Genomic DNA, 18,816 nt, shown 5'->3' on the forward strand with positions numbered 1-18,816 from the left:
TAAGTGATAAACTCAAGAGAAGAAGCTACCCAGAGGGTAGCTTCTTTTTATGTTGAGTGATGTTACTTTGCTTTCCCCTGATTCGCAACTGCCTGCTGTGCCTTTGCGATTTCTTCCGGATCACCCAGATAATAATGCTTTATTGGTTTTAGATCGTCATTAAGTTCGTAAACTAGAGGTATTCCAGTCGGAATGTTCAATCCTACGATCTCGTCGTCGGGAATATTGTCCAGATATTTGACCAATGCCCGAAGGCTGTTTCCGTGGGCTACAATCAGCACTTTCTTTCCAGACTTTATCTCCGAGGATATCTCATTCTTCCATAGTGGCAGGAATCGCGCCACCGTGTCTTTGAGGCACTCCGTTCTGGGGAGCTCGTCATCCGAGAGAGTCTTGTACTTGGGGTCATGTCCCGGGAATCTTTCATCGCTCTCTTCAAGTGCAGGCGGCCTGATGTCGTAGCTTCTCCTCCAGATCTTCACCTGTTCTTCGCCATGCTTGGCTGCGGTTTCGGCTTTGTTCAAACCCTGAAGGGCGCCGTAGTGCCTCTCGTTAAGTCTCCAGTCCCTAATCACCGGAATCCACATGAGATCCATCTCATCCATTATGTACCATAACGTTCTTATCGCTCTCTTAAGAACGGAAGTGTATGCTAGATCGAAGTCGTATCCTTCGGCTTTCAATATCTCGCCAGCTTTCTTCGCTTCCTCACGGCCCTTTTCGGAAAGGTCAACATCGGTCCAGCCAGTGAAGCGGTTCTCTTTGTTCCAGGTGCTTTCTCCGTGTCTTACAAGTACGAGTTTGGTCATATTACTCCTCCTTCCACATATCTTCTACATTATAAACTATTCCTCAAATTGGGGCAGATCGGTCTTTCTTTCGAAATAGTCTGTAGTCTTACTTTCTGTTCTTTGTCATCCATTCAACCGCGAAATCAACCAGTTCTACTTGAGGGAGAAGAGTTGATTCGGCGTACCCGATCATTCCCTTGTTTACCTTTGAGGGGAAATCTCTCTCGAAGTCGCTTCCTATGATATAAAAGTCGTCTGAATCAAGGTCGAAATCGTTGAACTCTTTCCAGACTCTCCTTCCGTTTTCCATAATCGGGGCTCCATCTTTGCACTTCTTTCTGGAGGGAAAGTCGGCCCGGTATTCTGCCAGATGCAATGAACTGTTGTTCGAATGACCGACACCCAAAAGCAGTATGTGAGCATTCAGGTCGTATAGTCTGGCAAGGGGCGATCCTTCACCCATGCCGAACTCCAGTTCGTGGCTATCTACAATGTAAGAGACCTTCTTTCCCCTGGCGGCAAATGAGACCTGAGGATGGTCGCTTCTCACAACACCTTTCATCTTTCTGAAAGTCTCTGAAATGACTCCCATCCCTCTTGTCGGAGTCTCCGCTCTGTTGAAGGGAGGCATTGTTCTTCTGATCGTGTCAAACCAGGTCGCCGGAACAGGAGGATTCGACCAGTTTGAGGGCTCGCTGAGATCTCCCGAATGAGCAGGCATTACTAGTGTTCCTTCCTCATCAAGTACTGCTTCAAGCGCCCTAATCACTGTAATGGCTCCTCCGCACACCCAGCCTAGACTGCTTAGTGAAGAGTGAACTAGCAGTACCATTCCTTTCCTTACTCCGAGATGCTTGAGATCAGAAATCATCCTCTTCGTAGTTAGAGGCCCGTTCTTGCTAAGAGCAATTGCATCAGCTTCACTCATGTTTGACTCCTCGGTGATCCTACTTGACAGAAGAATCATTCGGCGATTAACCAGTAGACTTCTACTTCAGCAAGACGTCTGTCTGCAGAGGGATCTTCGAAGACAACTTTGAGAGAGTACTCCCCTTCTTCTTCGAAGGTCATTTCATTTCTTGTCTTTTGCCAGTCTTCTGCAAACCGCTGGATTTCCTCTTCGCCTTTTTCCAGCAAGAGATACACGTTATTGTTCTTCAACACTTTTATGTTCAGTCTCACTCTCAGTTGCTGGCCAGGTTGAATAATGAACTTGGCAAAGCTTTCACCCGAGTCTCTGGCATACAGGGTTGTGCTCTCGAAGCCGGAGGATCCTGCAAGGAACAGTGTGAGAACGACTAGCCCGAGTATCCCGGCAAATGTCAGATAGCGTCCCGCGACAACAAGTCTCAAAGTAAATACCTCCGTAAGAGTTTTTGTAAGTAGATTATAACCGAATCCAGTGCTGGCGTCGATCTTAAGCCAGTAATAGAATAGTTCGAACAAGACAGTAATGCAGAAAACGAGGCCGATTCAGGTAGATGTATAATTGAGATGGGACATTCATCCGACAACTTGTCGATATGGAGTCTGGTTTCATGTGATCTAGTATGAAATCACTATCTTGATTTGGATTTAGGCGTGAGAGACTATATTATTGTGATATAGAACGGTGAAAGGGGGTAAACCGCCTTGAAGATAATTATCTTTGGTGGCACCGGAAGAGTAGGGAGGGTCATACTTGATAGGGCCTTGAACGATAATCACATAGTCACAATATTTGTTGGCAACGTCTCGAAATTGACTGTTAGAAAGGAAAACCTCAGGATTTTCCAGGGCGATGTCTTCAATAGCCAGAGCGTGAGAGATGCAATAAGAGGGCAAGATGCGATTGTCAGCGCTTTAGGCCCGGATAATTCGGGAAGCGTGAACGATACTCTGGCAGTCGCTATGAGAAACATAGTGAATGCCGCCAGGGATACCGAAGTGAGTAAGCTCGTTACGATCGCGAATTCGGGTATTCTTCAGCTATCGCCGAGAGAACTCAGGCTTGATTCCCCCAACTATCCGCAATATCTCAAGAAATCTTCAAGAGAATTCATGGATGCGTTCGAAATTCTCAAGGCTTCGGAGCTTGATTGGGTCGTTGTGTGCCCGCCATTTATGTCCTTTTCAGAAGGCAACCAGAGTTACAGAGTTTCGGCCGACTTCCTTCCAGAAAACGGAGAGAAGATTTCGATTCAGGACGTTGCCGAGTTTGCTTACAAGCAATTGTTCACGTCCGAATACACTCAGAAGAGAGTTGGCATTGCCTACTAACCTCGAAAGAACTCGAAAGGTGAAGTTCCCGATCCTAAAATACGTGTGAATAGACTGGAGGCACTTACGAATGGTGTGTTTGCCATCGCAATGACTGTTCTCGTGCTTTCTCTCGGGGTCCCGGTAAAGGATAAGATTGCAGATCAGGGCGCTCAGTAAGGCACGTATTGAGCAAGAACTACGACTTTCTGAGTTACTTCATCTCCTTTTTCGTGATCGGATCGATCTGGATCTCCACAGTTGGAAGGACAGATATTTTGAAGAAGACTGATTACCGGCATCTTTGGTTGAACTTACTCAGTCTCTTCTTCGTTACAACAGTACCTTTCACTACCGCACTTCTTGGGGATTATGGTGAATTTGAGTTTGCAGAGCTGCTGTTTCATCTGAAAATCCCGATTCTTGAGATTATCGCACTTGTTCAATGGCATTATCTGATGAAAAACACCGGTCTGATTCGCAATGAGGTCCTGGAGAGCCTTGATATGCATTACTACAGAAAGATCTATGTTTCAGCGTATTCATCCCGCTTTTTGGAATCGCGATTTTCATTCTGACACCCATATGGAGCAACCTTGTGTTTCTCATCATATTTCTCAGGGCGCTCTTTATACTCAGGTAATACTTAATTATGGTTTTGATTGCTAGAATATATCTATAATCTAGGGGGCGATCGAGATATTGTTCACTATCATTCGTTTTGTTGTTGCTGTTCTTACGGCAGTCACCGGTGTATATATAGTGTTGAAACCGGAATCCTACGCCAAGCTGGCCGAGTTTTCGGCCGGTAATGCCAGAGGAAAAACGGAAGTGAAGGCTATCATGGGGGGCACGTTTATAGGGCTTGGGGTTGCTCCGATAGTTCTCTTGGGTGCGCAGATTTCATTCCTTTTTCTGGGGATTGTTTATCTGTTTATCGCCGCAACGCGTATAATGTCCATATTTGTGGATAAGTCTTTGACGTTCACTAATCTGATTACTCTTCTCGTTGAAATAGCATTTGGTCTAATTATGGTACTCCCTATTTGAAAGAAAAGAAACCGACTTAGGTCGGTTTTTTTATACGAGGTACTTCTACCCCTGAGAAGATCATGAAAGAAATGGAGGAAAGGGAATTGAGAGAGGAAGATCTTAAGAAGGCAATAGAGGAAGCATGGGCAAAACGCCTTCAGCTCCCGGTCGATAGATTTGTCTCGAAAGAGCGGTTTCTCATGGCAGATGAGGCCAAGAAAGGGAAGGGCGAGCTCAGTCATCTGAGTTTTGAAAAGCGAACGGTAATTCTTTATGACCCCGAGCTCGAAACAGTTGTAAAATCTGCTCTTGAAGAAGAGGATAGAGAGAAGTTGGCTCTTGCGAAGTTGCTTCACGAGTCTTTTTCTCTTTGGAAAAAGACATCCATCAAGTACCTTAACCCTTCGAATTACGTTCCTTACGACCCACCAATGGATTTCGTTGTCAGAAGACTAAATCAGGGCGACAGGACTGCTTTCTATCGGTTCAGAAACCAGTGTACAAGGGAGGATCTCGCCGAAGGGTTTGTCGAGCTCGACCACGTAGTTGTTTTTGGAGCCTTTTATGAAGAGGAGATCGTGGCGGTCTCAAGCATTATTGAATGGGATAGCATTGCAGATATTGGCATAATAACTATGCCTGATTTCAGGGAGCTTGGCCTGGGAAAGGCAATCGGTTCAAGGGCAAGCGAGTGGGCAATCGTGAATAAGAAACTGATTCAGTACAGACATGACGTATTGAACTACGGATCGCTGAAAGTTTCTCGTGCTCTGGGATTCAGAGAGTACATACTCGAGCAAGAATACACCTATATTGGATGATCACCTATCGGAAGAGAAATGCATCTGTTTCTTCAAGTCAAGAATGTATCTCTCTGAGATTGTAACTAGTGCGTAAGAATCAATTCAGTTTGTCGGGCGATTTTTGTCTCTTTTGATTTGACATGGTGAGCCACAAAAGTGTAGAATCCTTTCATAAATAGCGGGGAGATGAATTGATGATAGACTTCAGATTTTCCTGGATAAATGCATATTATTATTATAACAACAGAAGCATTTGCTTGTGAGTGATAACTCCGGGTAAGTGCTTCTTGCATTTACTCCGGATGAAAGAAAAGAAAGGGTCTCCAATCCGGAGACCCTTTTCTTTTTCAGACAGGAAGGCGGGGTGGTGAAATGGTAGTCGTTCTTAAGAGAGGTACTGGTGAAGAGGAGATTAAGCAAGTAGAGTCTCTTTCAGAGAGTCTGAATCTGAGCTGTCATGTTTCCATGGGGATGGAGAGAGTAGTGATCGGTGTTATCGGTGACGACCGCTATATGTCAGTTGAACGATTTGAGGCTCTTGAGTGCGTTGAACAAGTTGTTCGAGTTCTCAAGCCGTTTAAGCTTGTTTCCAGGGAGTTTCACAGCGAAGATATCTCTGTAGACATTGGCAATGTCTCGATAGGAGGAGGGAAGTTCGTAGTGATGGCCGGTCCGTGCGCGGTCGAGGATAGGCCTATGATAGAAGAGATCGCCGCCTTCCTTTCTGAAATGGGAGTGAAAGTGATTAGAGGAGGGGCTTTCAAGCCAAGAACCTCTCCATACTCTTTTCAAGGTCTTGGAGAAGTAGGTCTGAGATATTTGAGAGAAGCTTCGGATCGGTACGGCCTCAAGACGGTGACCGAGGTAACTGGCGAAGGGACACTTGAGGCCGTCTATGAAATGAGCGACATACTGCAAATTGGGGCAAGAAATTCACAGAACTTCCAGCTTATTCAGAAGGTTGCCGAAAAGGGAAAGCCTATTCTTCTGAAGAAGGGCTTCATGAATACGGTTGAAGAACTTCTTCTTTCTGCGGAGTATATTGCCTCCAAGGGAAACATGTCGATAATACTTTGTGAAAGGGGAATCAGGACCTTTGAGACGGCCACGAGGAACACGCTTGATATTTCTGCCGTGCCGCTAATCAAACTTCAATCTCCACTTCCGATTATCGTTGATCCAAGCCACGCAGCAGGGAGGAGAGACTTGATAATACCACTTTCAAGAGCTGCTCTGGCGGCCGGAGCTAACGGTATCGAAGTTGAAATTCATCCCAGGCCGGAGATGGCTCTTTCCGACAGCAAGCAAAGCCTAAGTTTTGGCGAATTTGAGAAACTAATGGATAGCCTTGGAGCACTGGCCGATTCTGCTGAGCTCCTGCTTACATGATTGGCAGGGAGGACAAAATGAGATTGCTGCCTTCAAAGAAAGTTGCCGGCGAAATAGCTGTGCCTCCTGATAAATCAATCTCCCATAGGGCACTAATGATGTGTTCGATGTGCAGTGGCGTAAGTGTCGTCCATAACCTGCTTGAAAGCAAGGATACTCTAAGGACTTTCAGGATTATCAGCGAACTTGGAGGAGGTTTCAACGGAGATTTCGACAGACTTGAAATATCTCAGGCATCGTGGAAAGAGTCGTCTGAGCCGCTTTATTGTGGGAATTCCGGAACTACTGCAAGACTGATGGCCGGAGTTCTTGCGGGCAAGAGAGGAACTCACATCCTTTTCGGCGATGAATCCCTATCGGCGAGACCCATGAGGAGAGTTATCGCCCCGCTGAAAGAGATGGGGGCAAGGATATCGGCGAGGCAAGAAGATTCGCTTCTTCCAATGTGCATAGCCGGCGGAGAACTGAATGGGTGCGATCATTCTCTTTCAGTGGCAAGTGCTCAGGTAAAGAGCGCGATCTTGCTGGCAGGCATTCAAGCAGAAGGAGTCACAACTGTTACGGAGCCTCACTGCAGCAGAGATCACACAGAGAGGTTGCTTCAATCCATGGGCGCCAGAATAAGTGTGAATGAGAAGAGGGTTGAAGTGGAAAGGAGCGAGCTTCTACCGATTCGATTTTCCATACCCGGGGACATCTCTTCGGCCGCCTTTCTGATAGCTCTGGCGGTTCTTCATGAAAACGGCAAGCTGACGATTCGAAATGTCGGATTGAATGGAGGGAGGACTGGATTCCTAAGACTTCTCATAAGTATGGGTGCAGACATCGAGCTGGAGGTTGAAGAGAGCTCTCCAGAACCAGTGGGCACAATCGTGGCCAGGCCTTCCCGACTCAGAGGTGTGAAAGTTGGAAGCGCTTTGATTCCTTCAATGATAGATGAGCTTCCGCTGATAGCGCTTGCAGGAGCTTTTGCAGAGGGCACAACGACTGTCAGAGGGGCCGGGGAGTTGAGAAAGAAAGAGTCGGACAGGATATCCGTTACCGTTCAAAACTTCAGAAGAATTGGCGTAGAGATACATGAATATGAAGATGGTTTTAGCATTGAAGGCCCTCAAAGAATAATGGGAGGCAAGGTTGATTCCTATGGGGATCACAGAATCGCGATGCTTTTTTCAATAGCGGGTTTGCTGAGCGAGAAAGGAGTAGAGATTACCAACACAGAAGCGGTTGGTGTGTCCTTTCCCGGGTTCTTTGAGACGCTCGAGGAGGTCTGTCGATGAGGTTATGCATAATAGGACATCCAATTTCGCACAGCATGTCGCCAAGCATATACGGCCGTTTTTTCGAGGCCATGAACATCGATGCAACCTACGAAGCAGTTGACATCGACCCCAATGAGTTTTCCACGAAGATAGTCTCGATCATTCAGCACTTCGATGGGTTCAACGTTACGATTCCCTTCAAAGAGAGAATTGTTCCGCACATTGTCTGTCAAGTAGAACCTCCGCTCCTTGCAGTGAACTGCATCTTCCAAGGAAGGGGGTACAACACCGACTGGATTGGTTTTGGAAAGCCTCTGCAGAGGAGACCGATAGAGGAGCCGGTAATGATTATCGGAGCCGGGGGAGCGGCGAGAGCCGTGATTTTCTATTTGAAAAGGGTAGGCGTGAAGAACATACAAATAGTCAATAGAACACTTTCAAGGGCAGAGAAAATCAAAGAAGAGTTCAAAGTATCCGGGAATCTGGAAGTCAACGTCTTTCCCTTGGAAGCCATAAGAGAAGTTGCAGCAAAGAGCAAGAGCATAGTAAACGCCTCTTCTCTGGGAATGAATGGAGAGGATACGGGGATCACTGCTCAAGAGCTTTCCGGCAAGAGCCTCGTATATGATCTCATCTACTGGAAGACGCCCTTGACCGAGTCTTCTCGCCGCTGTGAAGTGAAAACTGTTCTTGACGGAAGGCACATGTTACTTCATCAGGCAATGGAGAACCTCAGAATTTGGGGAGTGCCTTCAGGCGAAAGCTTCGAAAAAACGTTTTGGGAAGTGATGAAGTGAAGTTCACAGTTGTCGGAGACTCTCATGGTAGCGGGGTTTTTGGACTCATTGAAGAACTGCCCTCAGGTGTTTCTCTTTCGATCGATAATATAAACCAGCAGCTCCTACGCAGACAGACGGGCTACGGTCGGGGGGAAAGGATGGAACGCGAGCAGGATAAAGCAGTAGTCAGGTCTGGTCTGTGGAGGGGAGTTACGACTGGAGCCCCGCTCTTAATTGAGATCCCTAATAAGGTTTCCAGTGCAGAGAAGAGTGTGAGAAGTATCCCGAGACCCGGCCATTCAGATTATGCTGCCTGGACAAGATACAAACTGAATGATCTCGCGGTTTATGCAGAGAGAAGCAGTGCGAGATGGACAGCAGCTGCAACGGCTGTTGGATCGGTTGCATCGCAGATTCTTCATGAATTGGGCATCACTTTGTGCGGTTCAGTAATAGCTATCGGGAATGTAAGTTGCGGACTGCCCTCAGAGAGCGGCTGGATTTCAAGAAGAGATGCGTCTCCGGTATTCTGCCACGACAAGGAAGCTTCTCAAAAAATGGTCGAAGAGATAGAGGATTCAATCAAAGCGGGAGATACACTCGGCGGGAGATTTGTGGTTATCGCCGATGGAGTTCCGACGGGAACCGGAGGATACGGGACTCTCTTTGAAAGGCTTGATTCGAGGATCGGCGAGTACTTTATGGCGATTCCTTCTGTCAAAGGAGTCTTCATTGGAAATCCGGACGTGCGACTTAGGGGTAGTGCGTATCACGACAAACTGTTCGTTGAGAACGGCATGATCGTGAGAAAGTCAAACAATGCCGGTGGTATTGAGGGTGGAATATCGAATGGCGAGCAGATTGTTGTTGAGGCAAGCGTAAAGCCGATTCCTTCGTTGAGAAAGGGAATCTCTTCTGTTGACCTGAGCAAAATGAATGAAACGGCAGCTCCTTATGTGCGCGCCGATACGACGGCAGTTCCAGCGGCTTCGGTAGTAGGCGAGTCGATGCTTGCGCTCTTGTTGCTTGAAGCGATTCTTGAGAGGTTTGGAAACGGGGATTTTCGCTCGATAAAAAGGAGGGTGACGGATGAGAGTCTTCCTTATTGGAATGATGGGCTCGGGGAAAAGCACTATAGGTAGAATTCTATCTACAGTTCTAGACAAGGAATTCATAGATATGGATTTAGAGATAGAGAAAGCTAAAGGAACTAGCATAAGTGAGATTTTCGAGAAAGAAGGCGAGGAAGAATTCAGAAGACTGGAAAAGGACCTTCTGAAGAAACTAGTCCACAGGGACGAGATTGTGGTATCGACTGGAGGAGGTATCATACTGGACAAGGAAAACCGCCAGATTTTGAAGGGAGAGAATGCCGTCTATCTTAGGCTTCCTCCGGCCGATCTTTACAGGAGAGTTACTGTCAAGGGACGACCGCTGCTCAAGGAAGGTAAGGAGAGTATCTTCAGGATTTGGGAAGAGCGAAGGGAGCTATACGAGCAGTTTCCGTCTGTTGAAACTTCCAGCCAGTCCCAGTGGGAAACCGTTGCCGCGATATCCATGAAGATAGCTTCCGGAGAAAGCAAAGTGCTCAATAGCAGCTCACATCCAGTGTCCATATCACCTGGAGGATTCAAGTCAATAGGTAGAATGCCGAACGCGGTGGTGTCAAGAAGAGTTAAAAGGATCTTTTCCGAGTGGATCCCTTCTTCGGCTCTATCCATTGACGACGGTGAAGAAGCAAAGGGATTTCACACTCTATTTCAAGTCTATGAGTACCTCATGGATCGAGGGCTTTCGAGAAGTGATGTCTTGGTTGGCGCGGGGGGAGGAACGGTGACGGATCTAGTGGGATTCGCTTCCTCCACATTCAAACGCGGTATCCCCTTAATTCAGTATCCGACGACTCTGCTTGCACAAGTAGATGCTTCTATTGGCGGGAAGAATGGTCTGAACTTCAAAGGGTGCAAGAACGTTGTTGGTAACTTCTACATGCCTTCTGAGACAATAATCGATCCGGTTGTAACGCTTTCGATGGACGAGGGACGGTTCGAAGAGGGCCTCGTTGAGGCCTTCAAGATATTCCTTATAACCGGTCAGTACTATGAGAAGTTCAAGAAGTTGTGCGGTAAATTGAAGGAAAGAAATCTTGCCACACTGAGTGAGGTGCTGGAAGAAGCGGTGAAGCAAAAGGATAGGATAGTCTCGATGGACATTCGTGAAACAGGACTAAGGAAGGTCCTGAATCTTGGTCACACGCTAGGACATCTCTACGAACCATTATCGGGAGTCTCACACGGTATGGCCGTGGCCTGGGGGCTGGAACGGGAGATGCATTATTTCGTGGGTCTGGGTGTTATAGATGAACAGTTGTACAGAGATGTCTCGGATACGCTTTCAGAGATCGTTGGCCTCGATTTTCCGCAACTGCCTGTCGAGGAGGCTCTTAGGCTGCTTAGAAACGACAAGAAAGCAGTTGACTCTGAGAGTGCGGAGATAGAGATTCCTGTGGTCAAGAGACCCGGGGAGTTCGAGTTCTTGAAAGTAAGACTTGATGATTTGCTGGCGGTGGTCGTATGAAGATACTCGTATTAAATGGACCCAATCTTAATATGCTCGGCTCGAGGGAGAAGAGTATCTATGGCGGTTTCACCTACGACGAACTGCGCGAGGCAATAGAAAGGAAGTGCCTAGAGAAAGGGGCGGTGGCCGATCTCTTCCAGTCTAACCACGAAGGAGATCTAGTCGATAGAATCCAGCGTATAGACTATGATGCAGTCATAATAAATGCAGGTGCTCTAACTCATTACAGCTACTCGCTTAGAGATGCTCTTGAGCTTTTCAAGGGTCTAAAGATCGAAGTGCATATTTCAAACATCTTCGCTAGAGAAGAGTTCAGAAGCCGCTCAGTGATTTCCCCCGTATGCAAAGGCACAATTGCGGGACTTGGACTGCAGGGATACCTGCTGGCCATAGAATATGCGGTTTCAAATCTACACTCGTCGGCGGATCGGGAGGCGGTTGAATGAAGGCTATTAGGGGTGCAACATCTATAGAGTCAGATAATCCCGAAGAGATCGGAAGTTGTGTTATAGAACTAATGGAGGAGATTTTCAGAAGGAACGAGATCGGTGAACTGCACTCCGTGATATTTACCGTTACAAGCGATATAACTTCGTACAATCCGGCGACTGCCTTCAGGAAGGCATTTAACCAGAGTGATGTCGCGTTGCTGTGCCTCTATGAAGCCTCTTTTGAGAACTCGGGTGGTGGGATAATCAGGGTGCTGATTCACTGCGAGTCAAAGACTAAAAATTTCGTTTATTTGCGACGTGCGAAAAACTTGCGCCCAGATCAGGTGGAGATTGGTGACTCAAACACATGAAAATACAGATTATCGGCGCCGGTTCGATTGGGGGTTCGATCGCGATAAGGCTCTCGAAGTGCGGCCACGAAGTTTCGGTTTTTGATGAAAGTATAGGCACAACCGAGGCTCTGAAAAGAAAACATCGAGACATTTCGATATCCCTCAAAATCTGTGAGAGTGCGGATCTAACAATCTTGGCTGTTCCCATGAGTTCAGAAGCTCAACTGCTACAATCGGTTGCTTTCGAAGAGACCGTATTAGATGTTGCTAGCGTTATGCAGCCCTTCCAGTTGATCGCCAGAAAGAGAAAAATCAGGTTCATTAGCGGTCATCCGATGGCTGGTAACGAACACAAGGGTCCGGCCGGTTGGGACGAGTCGATGTTCGACGGCCGCGTCTTTCTGCTTTCTCCCGGGGAGTTTGCTTCCGCAGAGGATCTGAAACGTGTTTTAGAGATTATAGGTGATCTGCGTTCGTCTCCGGAACACCTCTCGCCGGAGAGACACGATTTAATCGTAAGCAGGGTGAGCCAGGCAGCCTACTTTCTCTCCAGAACGTTACTTAATCTCGGCAGTGATTTCGAGAAGTACACCGGACCGGGCTACGCTTCAACTTCCAGACTGGGAAGACAGAACAGGGATATGGTCATCGACATGGCTAGATTCAACGGAAAGAATATCGCTTCCTCGCTTGAGGAAGCGGAAATCTATCTGCGCAAGATCAGGGTCGCGATCGAAAATGAAGATCTGAACGAACTTGAAGAACTGATTTCTGAGTGACTTATCATGTGTTGAAAAGAGTACTCGACTCTGCCTATCCGCTTGAATTAACCAAGTCTATATCGAAGGGCTTGGAGGAGATCCCTCTGAAGGCATAAAGTCACAAATCTCTCGCCAAAAGCACAATGTTGTCTATTCCGGAGAGCATAACAACAGATGAGCTACCGTGCCTAGATTCCTGAATCCGTTTTCTACAAAGAAGCTTGTCGGCCCGTTCGGGAATGGACTTACTTCACCGGATAATACCTCTACGCGACTGAACCCGAGCTTTCTGCACTCCTCCAGGACAGACTCGATCAATTCCCCGCGATAGTCGTATCGGGAGTCAGGAGAACTGTAGACGCAGGTAATGAAGGTTGTGGACTGGTCCTTTGAGATTGGGTAAGGGGAATTGAGCAAGGGAATAACTTCAACCAGTGCGACTGGTTTTCCTTCAGCAAAGGAAACGAAGCCGAAGACGACTCCATTTCTCCTGGAACGCTCGTACCAGTCGATTTTGCTCTCTGTACCGTCGCCGGTTCCATTGGTGCACACAAGACATGCATGCTTCAAAGACTCTTTCGAAAGGTGTTCTATACCATCGCTGTTTCCGGGGGGGTTCGTTTCGCTTGCTCGAACGGAGCCACGATTTTCCGACCCGTCAGTACGTCAACTTTGAAACTGGACGAGACCGGCCCCACAATCTCCAGATCTCCGTGAATAACCGAGAAAGGAAAGAAAATACGGATATCGACACTTTCCTACATTAGATTGCATTCGATGAGGTCAAGATCTAAAACCGCCGCGGTCTTTCTAGCTTGCTGCAGTGCTGATGCGTTCCAGGGGCACTGGTTACCGAAGTAATAGACTCTAAGTGCTCTGTCGGTCATTGACAACCTCGCTATTTCTTCACCAGCGTGTAGACAGTGTTTCCCATTGTCTCATCCTTGAGTATGTAGAAGCCGGCGTTTCTTAACCATTGATCGTACCAGCTCTTCAGGGGCTTGAAATTGTATCTTCCTTCTTCATCTAGAAACTCGCCGACAACTACAGGGAGTCCGCTTTTCTTAAGAATGTCGTGCCGCTTCTTGGCCTCTTCTTCTTCACTGATTCCCGTTACGATTAGACCCACACCGCTGGTCTTAACTGACCTGGCGATTCTTAGAAGGGTCTTTGACCATAACTCGGGATGGAGTCTTTGAAGCATCCCAGAAGCGATGAATCCATCAAAGATACCTAGGAAGTTGAAATCGGAAAGGCTGACATTCATAACCCGGATTCCCATTGACTGCGTGACCGCTTGGTTACAGGAAACCCCCACGACTCTAAGTTTCATATCTCTTAGGAGAGGCCAAAAATCTGCAGAGCGGCAGCCGAAGTCTGCGACTATGTTCGACTCTTCGAGAAACCCTACCATCCGTAATACGAAATCCTGCAGTTTTCCTTTGTCTATCTCAATGTCAATAGAAGGTTGCTCTAGCACTCTAGCTCTATGTTGTTCAAGCCAATCTCGTCTTTGCAATCTACTCACCTACTATTAGAGATTGTATCGGAGTATGAAGGATAATCAAACAAAAGTCCTGACTCTAGTTGTCAGAAATGGTAATTCATCTTCACTGCTTCAGTCTTTGACTCTCCAAATCTATAGGCTATTTCTGCTACAAAAGTGAGCGATGCGTCTCTATCGGCCTCATAGTAGACTGTTTTTGCTAATTCCTGCGAATTATTGTCTAATGGTAGGAAGAGAGTCTCTCTCGAATCCTCTCCTCCAACAACCTTTATCACCGCTCAGAAATTCTAAGCTCTTCATCTCTAGAATACTGTGTGTACAGATCAATTGAGTAGTGGATCTTGTCTGTTTCAAGAAGCCATGAGTGTCCAAGCAGTTGATAGTGCTGAATGTTGTACAGATCGTGAGAAATGGCAAATTCTTTGTTCAATGTCTCTTTGTCGCCATCTCTTACTCTAACCTGACCGTAATAGTTCTCTTCAGGCAATAGCTCGATCAAGGCAGTGAAGACACCGTTCTCCGATTTGAGTCCATAAGAACGTACCTCTGCATCTTCATGGATTTCATTCAGAAATAGTTTACTTCCTTCTGTGAATTCAGAAAGAGTTACAGAGGCTTAAGTACAACTTTTTCAAGAGAAGTTGTAGGTCTGGTGAAGTGCACCGACTTGATAATGTCGTCAGATTTCTCGATTTGGTTTCGAATATCGCTAACAACGGAATCAAGAGATGCAACTCTCGATCTGAGTGTAAAAAGGTCGGTGCGGACAGTCGAAATCTCATCCAAAAGTTTGTCTGACTTAATAACGGTTGTTGCGAGATTAACGATTGCAGCCGCCGAAATCAATACAACCAATAACCAGGCGATGCCCTTACTCATAACATCATCTCCTACTGAGTATTCACCCCGGCAATTTGAATAATATCACGATTTTCGTCTTAGCTCAAACACTGGGATTCGATGCAATATAATTTACTAAAAGGGAGGTCTGAAGATGATTGTTGAGAACGTGAAAAGACTGAGAAGTGAAATACCTGATAATGTGACCATCGTAGCTGCATCGAAAACGAGGACTGCTTCAGAGATACTGGAGCTTCTGGAGAGCGGTTTAAGGGATGTCGGTGAAAACTACGTTCAGGAGGCTGAGGGAAAGTTTGATGCCATAGGCAACAAAGCTAAATGGCATTGCATTGGGCACTTACAGAGAAACAAAGTGAAAAGGGCAGTAGAAATATTCGACCTAATTCAGACCGTAGATTCTTTCAATTTAGCAGAGGAGATAGACAAAAGATGTTCATACCTGGGTAAGAGAATGCCGGTAATGATCGAGGTTAACAGCGGCAGAGAGGAGAACAAGGCAGGAGTCTTGCCGGAAAATGTTCTACAACTGATAATCGAGATCTCACCTCTCAAGAATGTTTCGGTTGTCGGTCTTATGACAATGGGCCCTTTCACAGAAGATCCCGAAGAGATAAGACCTAGTTTGAGGCTTACGAGAAGACTTTTCGAAGAGATCTCGAAAGAGAAGATCGAGGGAGTCGAGATGAAGAAACTATCAATGGGAATGTCCAATTCCTACAGGGTCGCGATCGAAGAGGGCTCGAATATGGTTAGACTGGGAACGATCATCTTCGGAGAGCGACAATAATCATCCCCTCGAGTTGATTCCCGCTGCAATAGGGAGTCAACAGGGCAATATCTAGAGAGATTTCTTTCGAGATTCGGAGTTTCAGTGGCGAGAGAGATCAGATTCCAGTGAAGGACTTCACGAATTCTTTAGCCTATGAGGATCATGTGCTGCTGACATTTGTGAGCAGTTCAAGCCCTATCCTCATTCTCTTTGTGTCGACTTCCAGGACCCTTACCTTAACAATCTGGCCTACGCTCAATACCTCGAGAGGGTCTCTAACCATCCTTCCCATCTTGCTCTTGTGAATAAGCCCATCCTGTTTGACTCCTATATCAACGAAGGCTCCGAAATCTACGACATTTCGAACAGTGCCCTCCAGTTCCATGCCGGTGGACAGGTCTTCCATGGAAAGGACATCCGTTCTAAGGATCGGTTTTTCGAGTTCCTCCCTGGGGTCCAAACCCGGCTTTTTCAACATGCCCACAACTTCTCTCACAGTTATTGAATTGAATCCCCTTTCCTTAGCAAAGGCGTCCAAATCTATCTCGTTCAGTTTTGCCGAGACTTCTTCTTTTCTCGTGAAGAGCTCTTCAGGGTCAAAGCCAGCAATCTTGAGGATATCCGCGGCGATCCGATAACTTTCTGGATGAACGGAAGTCCCATCTAGCGCCTCCGAGCCATTGATTATTCTGCAGAAGCCAGCTGCCTGCTCGAAGGCCTTTGGACCCAGACCGGAGACTTCCAGGAGCTCCTTCCTGTTCTTGAAAGAACCGTTCTCCGCCCTGTATTTGACGATATTCAGAGCGGCCCGTGAGTTCAGACCGGAAATGTATTTCAATAAGTGCTCCGATGCAGTGTTGAGATTGACTCCTACAAGATTGACAACGGACTCGACCTCTCTGTCGAGGGTCCTCTTCAGTTCTGACTGATTTACATCGTGCTGATACATACCTACTCCAATAGCTTCAGGCGAAATCTTCACATATTCGGCGAGGGGATCTTGAACTCTTCGGGCGATCGATATAGCCCCCCTTGTTGTTACGTCCTCATCCGGGAATTCCTCAATTGCGACTTTTGAAGCCGAATAGACAGATGCGCCCGACTCGGTGACTATCATATACTTGACAGGAAGATTGTGTTCTCTAATCAGCCTGCTCACGAAGAGTTCGGTTTCCCTTGACCCCGTGCCATTACCTATAGATATAAGCTCGACATTCAACGTGTTTATCGCCTGAACAACTTTCATCGATGAACCGACGTAGTCATTCTTTGGAGGGGTGGGAAAGATCACGTCATGATAAAGAAGGGAACCGTCCTTTCCGATGACTGCAAGCTTGCACCCGGTCCTATAACCGGGGTCAACACCCATTACCACCTTCTCGCCGAGAGGAGGCTGAAGAAACAGGTCTCTCAGATTTCTGGCAAATACATGGATTGCCCTGCTTTCTGCTTCTTCTCTTATCAGATTTCTCACTTCTCTTTCTATCGAGGGCATGAGAAGTCTGGAGAAGGAATCGACCGAAGCCTCAATCAACTCTTCATAGTAGGCGAGATAGTCTCTCCATCCCAAGAGATCTCTCAAAGTTGGAAGGATATCGTACGGGAGCTCCAGTTTCAGCGAAATAACCTCCTCGCGCTCTCCTCTGAAAAGAGCGAGAATTTGATGGGCTACCAGTCTTGATATTGGCTGAGAGAAGTTGTAGTAATCTCTGTAGACTTCACGCTCATCCTCCTTTTCCGTTCGGGAGCTCTTGATTATCCCCTTCTCCTTAAGTAGACTTCTTAGCTTTTCTCTTACTGCCACTTCCTGAGAGAATTCTTCGGCAAGTATATCTCTGGCTCCTTCGAGTGCATCTTCGAGCTTGAGGATTTCCTGTTCTGCATTTATGAAAGTGAAGACAAAAACCTCATCTTTGATTCTCGAAGATTTAAGGAAATCCGCTAGAGGCTGGAGCCCTTTCTCCCTTGCCTTGTCGGCTCTGGTCTTCTTCTTTGATTTGAAGGGAAGATAGAGGTCCTCAACTAACTGAAGATTCTTTGCTCCTTTGATGCTTGCTTCCAGCACATCAGTAAGCTTTCCTTTTTCCTCGATTATCCTAAGAACCTCATCTTTTCTGGAACTCAGTTTTTTCGCATACTCGAGAGCATCGGAAATCTCTCTTAACTGTATCTCATTTAACTCTCCAGTCTTTTCCTTTCTGTATCTAGCGATAAATGGAATCGTCTTTCCTTCTTCGAGCAGTTCGACTGCGTTTTCTACTTTCCATCTTGGTAAAGCCAGCGAGTTGGCGATGTCCAATATTATCTCATTCATCCGAAGTAACCTCCAGAACGGTCTTAATTGTCTCAATAGGGAAGGAACCGTAAGCAGTTTCATTCGAGAGGACGACACCTGAAAACCCCTTTCTCTGAACGTCCTTTAAGTGGCACAGTTCACTCCTCGTAGCGAAAGGGTGCTCTACCATGTGCTCCAGAACCTCCCCTGCCATCAGAACCGGCTTGTAAAGATCATTAATATTTGCCGAAAAATAGTCATAGAAGTCTACAAGCCCTCTCGGCCCCAGCTGCGCACCGAGATCTCCGCGGCATAACCAGAGCTCGTCGCTTGAAGCGGAGATTTCCTCGATTTTCGAGAAGGGTAGCTCCCTTTCGATCTTCGATGCCACAGCTCTTCCGGAAAGATCCTTCAGTTCGATTACTTCACTTGGACTTGAGACGAATGAAAGAGCGTATCTTATGAAGTCATATTTCTTAGTAGTCAGCACAATTTCTATGTCTCTCGATGAGAGCTCGATCTGATTTATGGGGTGCGGCGAGATGTTCATTCCTTTGGAAGGTCTTATTGTTCCTCCTCTCAGGACCATAGCTCTTGCGAAATCGGCTTCCGTCTTTAGCACCTGAAGTTCTATTCTGCCATCTTCTATGGAGACTTTAATCCCCGGGGAGAGATATGACAAAGATCTCGGGTCTATCAGTATACCCCTGAGTTCCGAACATTTACTACCCAGAATCACCTGTTCTCCGGCCTTTAGTTCGATTACCCGCTGGCTGCGCGATAGTCTAAGCTTTGCTCCCTGGAGATCAATATACAATGGAAGCGAGCAGATATCCTCGTAGTAAGACACGAACTTCTGGAGGTCCTCAAGAGTCACATGTGATGAGTTTATTCTTATCGCCGAAGCCCCGGCCAACTCTACAGACTTGAGTAGTTTCCTGTCACTTATTGTAACAACGATCGAAAACGCTCCCATACTGATCAC

General features: G+C 46.7%; 24 protein-coding genes and 1 pseudogene. 14 read left to right on the top strand and 11 right to left on the bottom strand.

Translation table 11 applies throughout. The features are described 5' to 3' along the window. Window positions 1–62: 62 nt before the first annotated feature. The 3 genes from gpmA to RJ60_RS09160 form a co-directional block, all read right to left on the bottom strand. Window positions 63–809, bottom strand: coding sequence for a 2,3-diphosphoglycerate-dependent phosphoglycerate mutase (gene gpmA, locus RJ60_RS09150; protein ID WP_099829553.1), 747 nt, complete (start codon window positions 807–809; stop codon window positions 63–65). Window positions 810–897: 88 nt separating this feature from the next. Beyond that, complete coding sequence (locus RJ60_RS09155) at window positions 898–1,719, bottom strand: aminoglycoside N(3)-acetyltransferase (protein WP_102818991.1); 822 nt, start codon at window positions 1,717–1,719, stop codon at window positions 898–900. A 35-nt stretch (window positions 1,720–1,754) separates the two neighbouring features. Next, window positions 1,755–2,144: a hypothetical protein gene (locus RJ60_RS09160; protein WP_102818992.1), complete on the bottom strand. Its 390-nt coding sequence runs from the start codon at window positions 2,142–2,144 to the stop codon at window positions 1,755–1,757. Window positions 2,145–2,423: 279 nt separating this feature from the next. Between RJ60_RS09160 and RJ60_RS09165 the strand changes: the two genes are divergently transcribed. From RJ60_RS09165 to RJ60_RS09225, 13 genes and pseudogenes are all read left to right on the top strand, one after another. Then, window positions 2,424–3,050, top strand: a complete 627-nt coding sequence (locus tag RJ60_RS09165; RefSeq protein ID WP_103134528.1) for an NAD(P)-dependent oxidoreductase — start codon at window positions 2,424–2,426, stop codon at window positions 3,048–3,050. A gap of 45 nt (window positions 3,051–3,095) precedes the next feature. Next, on the top strand, window positions 3,096–3,209 hold the full coding sequence (locus RJ60_RS16540; protein WP_180977934.1) for a TMEM175 family protein: 114 nt from the start codon (window positions 3,096–3,098) through the stop codon (window positions 3,207–3,209). Window positions 3,210–3,214: 5 nt separating this feature from the next. Next, window positions 3,215–3,607, top strand: a pseudogene (locus tag RJ60_RS09175) (TMEM175 family protein); the annotation flags it as partial. Window positions 3,608–3,731: 124 nt separating this feature from the next. Then, on the top strand, window positions 3,732–4,079 hold the full coding sequence (locus tag RJ60_RS09180) for a DUF4345 family protein (RefSeq protein WP_243392279.1): 348 nt from the start codon (window positions 3,732–3,734) through the stop codon (window positions 4,077–4,079). 86 nt (window positions 4,080–4,165) lie between these two features. Further along, window positions 4,166–4,882, top strand: coding sequence for an N-acetyltransferase (locus RJ60_RS09185; protein ID WP_103134529.1), 717 nt, complete (start codon window positions 4,166–4,168; stop codon window positions 4,880–4,882). 354 nt (window positions 4,883–5,236) lie between these two features. Next, the gene (aroF, locus tag RJ60_RS09190) at window positions 5,237–6,253 is read left to right on the top strand and encodes a 3-deoxy-7-phosphoheptulonate synthase (RefSeq protein ID WP_103134530.1); all 1,017 of its coding nucleotides are present in this window, start codon (window positions 5,237–5,239) and stop codon (window positions 6,251–6,253) included. A gap of 17 nt (window positions 6,254–6,270) precedes the next feature. After that, the gene (gene aroA / locus RJ60_RS09195) at window positions 6,271–7,533 is read left to right on the top strand and encodes a 3-phosphoshikimate 1-carboxyvinyltransferase (protein ID WP_103134531.1); all 1,263 of its coding nucleotides are present in this window, start codon (window positions 6,271–6,273) and stop codon (window positions 7,531–7,533) included. Continuing rightward, entirely contained in the window at window positions 7,530–8,312 is a 783-nt protein-coding gene (locus RJ60_RS09200; protein WP_103134532.1) for a shikimate dehydrogenase, read from the top strand. Before aroA ends, RJ60_RS09200 begins: the two co-directional genes overlap by 4 nt. Next, the gene (aroC, locus tag RJ60_RS09205) at window positions 8,309–9,436 is read left to right on the top strand and encodes a chorismate synthase (RefSeq protein WP_103134533.1); all 1,128 of its coding nucleotides are present in this window, start codon (window positions 8,309–8,311) and stop codon (window positions 9,434–9,436) included. The genes RJ60_RS09200 and aroC overlap by 4 nt, the downstream gene beginning before the upstream one ends. Continuing rightward, window positions 9,384–10,871: a bifunctional shikimate kinase AroK/3-dehydroquinate synthase AroB gene (gene aroB, locus RJ60_RS09210; RefSeq protein ID WP_103134534.1), complete on the top strand. Its 1,488-nt coding sequence runs from the start codon at window positions 9,384–9,386 to the stop codon at window positions 10,869–10,871. Before aroC ends, aroB begins: the two co-directional genes overlap by 53 nt. Beyond that, window positions 10,868–11,320, top strand: a complete 453-nt coding sequence (aroQ, locus tag RJ60_RS09215; RefSeq protein WP_103134535.1) for a type II 3-dehydroquinate dehydratase — start codon at window positions 10,868–10,870, stop codon at window positions 11,318–11,320. Before aroB ends, aroQ begins: the two co-directional genes overlap by 4 nt. Next, window positions 11,317–11,676 (top strand): chorismate mutase, encoded by a 360-nt coding sequence (aroH, locus tag RJ60_RS09220; protein ID WP_103134536.1) that lies wholly within the window; start codon window positions 11,317–11,319, stop codon window positions 11,674–11,676. Before aroQ ends, aroH begins: the two co-directional genes overlap by 4 nt. Next, entirely contained in the window at window positions 11,673–12,437 is a 765-nt protein-coding gene (locus RJ60_RS09225; RefSeq protein WP_103134537.1) for a prephenate dehydrogenase, read from the top strand. Before aroH ends, RJ60_RS09225 begins: the two co-directional genes overlap by 4 nt. A gap of 132 nt (window positions 12,438–12,569) precedes the next feature. On the opposite strand, the gene RJ60_RS15560 is transcribed toward RJ60_RS09225, so the two are convergent. The 6 genes from RJ60_RS15560 to RJ60_RS16195 all read right to left on the bottom strand — a co-directional run bounded on the left by RJ60_RS15560 (window position 12,570) and on the right by RJ60_RS16195 (window position 14,805). Then, a complete protein-coding gene (locus tag RJ60_RS15560; protein ID WP_180979930.1) occupies window positions 12,570–12,989 on the bottom strand; it encodes a hypothetical protein in 420 nt (139 codons plus the stop codon). Window positions 12,990–13,177: 188 nt separating this feature from the next. Further along, window positions 13,178–13,306: a hypothetical protein gene (locus RJ60_RS16180; protein ID WP_258006249.1), complete on the bottom strand. Its 129-nt coding sequence runs from the start codon at window positions 13,304–13,306 to the stop codon at window positions 13,178–13,180. A gap of 11 nt (window positions 13,307–13,317) precedes the next feature. Then, window positions 13,318–13,938: a hypothetical protein gene (locus RJ60_RS09235; protein ID WP_103134538.1), complete on the bottom strand. Its 621-nt coding sequence runs from the start codon at window positions 13,936–13,938 to the stop codon at window positions 13,318–13,320. Between the two features lie 71 nt (window positions 13,939–14,009). Further along, window positions 14,010–14,201, bottom strand: a complete 192-nt coding sequence (locus RJ60_RS16185; RefSeq protein ID WP_258006250.1) for a hypothetical protein — start codon at window positions 14,199–14,201, stop codon at window positions 14,010–14,012. Further along, the gene (locus RJ60_RS16190) at window positions 14,198–14,425 is read right to left on the bottom strand and encodes a hypothetical protein (RefSeq protein ID WP_258006251.1); all 228 of its coding nucleotides are present in this window, start codon (window positions 14,423–14,425) and stop codon (window positions 14,198–14,200) included. Before RJ60_RS16190 ends, RJ60_RS16185 begins: the two co-directional genes overlap by 4 nt. A gap of 107 nt (window positions 14,426–14,532) precedes the next feature. Beyond that, window positions 14,533–14,805 (bottom strand): hypothetical protein, encoded by a 273-nt coding sequence (locus tag RJ60_RS16195; protein ID WP_258006252.1) that lies wholly within the window; start codon window positions 14,803–14,805, stop codon window positions 14,533–14,535. 115 nt (window positions 14,806–14,920) lie between these two features. Here RJ60_RS16195 and RJ60_RS09245 point away from each other — a divergent pair, with 115 nt between their 5' ends. Beyond that, window positions 14,921–15,574: a YggS family pyridoxal phosphate-dependent enzyme gene (locus tag RJ60_RS09245; RefSeq protein ID WP_103134539.1), complete on the top strand. Its 654-nt coding sequence runs from the start codon at window positions 14,921–14,923 to the stop codon at window positions 15,572–15,574. Between the two features lie 142 nt (window positions 15,575–15,716). On the opposite strand, the gene RJ60_RS09250 is transcribed toward RJ60_RS09245, so the two are convergent. Both RJ60_RS09250 and RJ60_RS09255 read right to left on the bottom strand, forming a co-directional pair. Continuing rightward, window positions 15,717–17,870, bottom strand: a complete 2,154-nt coding sequence (locus RJ60_RS09250; protein ID WP_103134540.1) for a Tex family protein — start codon at window positions 17,868–17,870, stop codon at window positions 15,717–15,719. Next, window positions 17,863–18,807, bottom strand: coding sequence for a pyruvate kinase (locus RJ60_RS09255; protein ID WP_102819007.1), 945 nt, complete (start codon window positions 18,805–18,807; stop codon window positions 17,863–17,865). The genes RJ60_RS09250 and RJ60_RS09255 overlap by 8 nt, the downstream gene beginning before the upstream one ends. Window positions 18,808–18,816 lie beyond the last annotated feature (9 nt).

Origin of the sequence: Mesotoga sp. B105.6.4 (assembly GCF_002896535.1) — a bacterium.
In the GTDB taxonomy this organism is placed as follows: domain Bacteria; phylum Thermotogota; class Thermotogae; order Petrotogales; family Kosmotogaceae; genus Mesotoga.